Annotated in this window: 5 protein-coding genes and 1 tRNA gene; 3 read left to right on the top strand and 3 right to left on the bottom strand. The window is 64.0% G+C overall.

All coding sequences use genetic code 11. The features are described from left to right. The coding region (locus AC3XYG_RS14585; protein ID WP_489140563.1) for a hypothetical protein at positions 1 to 209 on the top strand (209 nt) is incomplete at its 5' end. Between the two features lie 126 nt (positions 210 to 335). Here the strand turns inward: AC3XYG_RS14585 and nusG are convergent. The 3 genes from nusG to AC3XYG_RS14570 all read right to left on the bottom strand — a co-directional run bounded on the left by nusG (position 336) and on the right by AC3XYG_RS14570 (position 1,205). After that, positions 336 to 866: a transcription termination/antitermination protein NusG gene (gene nusG / locus AC3XYG_RS14580; protein WP_489140562.1), complete on the bottom strand. Its 531-nt coding sequence runs from the start codon at positions 864 to 866 to the stop codon at positions 336 to 338. Positions 867 to 880: 14 nt separating this feature from the next. After that, positions 881 to 1,075: a preprotein translocase subunit SecE gene (secE, locus tag AC3XYG_RS14575; RefSeq protein ID WP_489140561.1), complete on the bottom strand. Its 195-nt coding sequence runs from the start codon at positions 1,073 to 1,075 to the stop codon at positions 881 to 883. Positions 1,076 to 1,128: 53 nt separating this feature from the next. Next, positions 1,129 to 1,205: transfer RNA gene (locus tag AC3XYG_RS14570), tRNA-Trp, on the bottom strand. Positions 1,206 to 1,468: 263 nt separating this feature from the next. Here AC3XYG_RS14570 and AC3XYG_RS14565 point away from each other — a divergent pair. Beyond that, on the top strand, positions 1,469 to 2,584 hold the full coding sequence (locus tag AC3XYG_RS14565; protein WP_489140560.1) for a PA0069 family radical SAM protein: 1,116 nt from the start codon (positions 1,469 to 1,471) through the stop codon (positions 2,582 to 2,584). Between the two features lie 115 nt (positions 2,585 to 2,699). Beyond that, positions 2,700 to 2,888: ABC transporter permease subunit (locus tag AC3XYG_RS14560; RefSeq protein ID WP_489140559.1), on the top strand; the 189-nt coding region annotated here is incomplete at its 3' end.

Raw genomic sequence — 2,888 nt, 5'->3', positions numbered from 1 at the left:
ACGAACTGCGCACCCGTCTGCTGCGGCTGATCACCATGCCGCATATGGCGCTCGATCTCGCCAACACCGCCCGCAGCCACGTCGCGGCACACCGGATGCTGGCCTACCAGGTCGCCCCGCGTATTCGCTGGTATCGTTCGCTATGGGACCGCAAGACCGAGCTGACCAACGCACTGGAAACCCGCTTGCGGCTGGCCGGGGTGGACTGACGAAGGAAGGCGAGGGGTTCTGCCTCGTCGATCCCCGCTAAGGGCGAGCCCTTCAGAACCCCCGGCCCGGATGGGCCAAAGGCTTCCCTTTGACGGGGTTCAGGGGTCGAGCCCGGCCTTCTTAGCTCAGACCTTCTCGACCTGGCTGTATTCGAGTTCCACCGGCGTCGAGCGGCCGAAGATGGAGACGCTGACCTTCACGCGGCCTTTTTCCTCGTCGACTTCCTCGACGGTGCCGTTGAAGCTGGTAAATGGGCCGTCGGCCACGCGCACCTGCTCGCCGATCTCGAACAGCACGGCGGGGCGGGGACGATCGACGCCTTCCTGGTTCTGCTTGAGGATCCGGTCGGCCTCGGCCTCGCTGATCGGGCTGGGCTTGGTCTTGCTGCCCAGGAACCCGGTCACCTTCGGGGTGTTCTTGACCAGATGCCAGGCGTCGTCGGTCAGGTCCATTTTCACCAGCACGTAGCCGGGAAAGAACTTGTGCTCGCTGTTGATCTTCCGGCCGCGCTTGACCTCAACCACGTTCTCGGACGGCACCAGCACCGCCTCGAACTGGTCCGCCAGCCCCTTTTGGGCAGCCTGTTCCGTGATCTGCTGGGCGATCTTTTTCTCGAACCCGGAGTAGACGTGGACCACGTACCAGTTCTTGGCCATTTCCCGGCTCCTTCTCAGATGCCCACGTTAAATAGAGCGCGCACCCCAAGGCCGATCACCTGATCGACGACGAAGAAGAACAGCGCGGCCGCCGTGGCCATGGCAAACACCAGACCCGTCGTCACCAAAGTCTCTTTCCGGGTCGGCCAGGTGACCCTGCCAATCTCTGTCCTGACTTCACGTACGAATTTTAGCGGTTGGAAAGCCACTTCGTTAGATCCTTCGATGATCGCCGGCCCATCCCCACGCCTCAACCACAAACTGGCAGGGGTGGAGGGTCTCGAACCCCCAGCCTCCGGTTTTGGAGACCGGCGCTCTAGCCAATTGAGCTACACCCCTACGTTGGGTCGGCGCTATCCATGGGATCGGACGCAGCGAAGGCGGTAGAAAGGGCGGGCGCGCCAAGTTGTCAAGCGTTTATGCCCGTTGTGCCAGAACCGTACCCAAAGTTCCCATGATGTTCTTGACAGCGGACACCCCTCGTGCGATTAGCATTCCTGAACAGACCACGAACATGGTGACGCCATATGGAAGCGAACACGCAAGCGGAAACGGGTGCGCACATCGACCGGGACGCCATCGCCGCTATGGAACGCGCCGGTTTGGCTGACGCTGCCCCGACCCACCACTTCAGGTCGCTGCAGGCCGCCGGCCGTGGCGCGGTCAGCAACCCCGGTGTCCGTTTCGAGGCGCACGACGCGGCGCCGTTCGACGATGGCTGGGATACGCTGACCCAGGATGTCGGTGACCTGCCGCGGCTCGACACGACCCTGACGCGCGATTCGTCACGCTCGGCGATTGCCTGGAACACGTCCCCCGATATCGGCTTCGACCGAGCGGTCAATCCGTACCGGGGCTGCGAGCATGGCTGCATCTACTGCTATGCACGGCCGACACACGCCTATCTTGGATATTCCCCTGGTCTCGATTTCGAGACCAAGCTGATCTACAAGCCGGACGTGGCGGAGCTGCTGGAAAAGGAGCTGCGCAAGCCGGGCTACACGGCGAAAACCCTGGCGTTGGGGTCGAACACCGATCCCTATCAGCCGGTGGAGCGCACCCTGAGGCTGACGCGCTCGATCCTGGAAGTGCTCGACCGCTACAACCATCCGGTTGGTATCGTGACGAAGTCCTCGGGCGTGCTGCGCGACCTCGACATCCTGTCGTCGATGGCCAAGCGCAACCTGGCGCGCGTCCACATGTCTGTCACGACACTCGACGCCCGACTGGCGCGGGTGATGGAACCACGTGCCGCGACCCCGGCGCGGCGTCTGCATGCGATCGCCGAGCTGACGCGGGCGGGGGTGCCGGCGGGGGTGCTGGCGGCACCGATGATCCCGGCGCTGAACGATTCGGAACTGGAGAAGATCCTGGAGGCTGCGGCCAGGGCCGGCGCCCGGCATGCCGGCTACGTGCTGCTGCGGCTGCCGCTGGAGTTGCGGCAGATGTTCGAGGAGTGGCTGCACGCGCACTTCCCGGAGCGGGCTAAGCACGTACTGAGCCTGATCCGCCAGACACGGTCCGGCAACCTGAACGACCCGCGGTTCCACAGCCGCTTCACCGGGCAGGGCGTCTATGCCGACCTGCTGTCCCGGCGCTTCACCCGTGCTGCGCGACAGTTCGGTTTCGGCGAGGCGCGCACCCAGTTGGATTGCGAAAGCTTCGCCGTTCCAGCCCGGGCGGCGGAGGCTGCCCCCGCTCAGATGTCATTATTCTGATCATTCGCTCAGGAAACGGACGCCGCAGCGATTGACGCCGCGTCTGGCGCCACCCTATGTTCCGCCCCAACGAGAATGAGGGCCTGCTGGCCCGTGGGCAGGGAGGCCTGGGGCGGTGGATGACGCTGCGCGAATACTACAACTGGTCGTAAACGGCGCCGCGTCGGGCTGTATCTACGGGCTGATAGCACTCGGGTTCGTGCTGATCTACAAAGCGACCGAGATGGTGAACTTCGCCCAGGGCGATGTCATGATGCTCGGTGGCTTCGTCGCGTTCAGCCTCATCGCCCAGTATCACATGCCC

Source organism: Inquilinus sp. (genome assembly GCF_057815775.1).
Note: the sequence above shows the minus strand (reverse complement) of the source record. Positions and strands in the feature narration are given on the sequence as shown.

Coding starts and splice junctions, on each gene's coding strand:
- nusG (WP_489140562.1), bottom strand. CDS start 866: ATGGCCAAGAACTGGTACGTGGTCCACGTCTACTCCGGGTTCGAGAAA.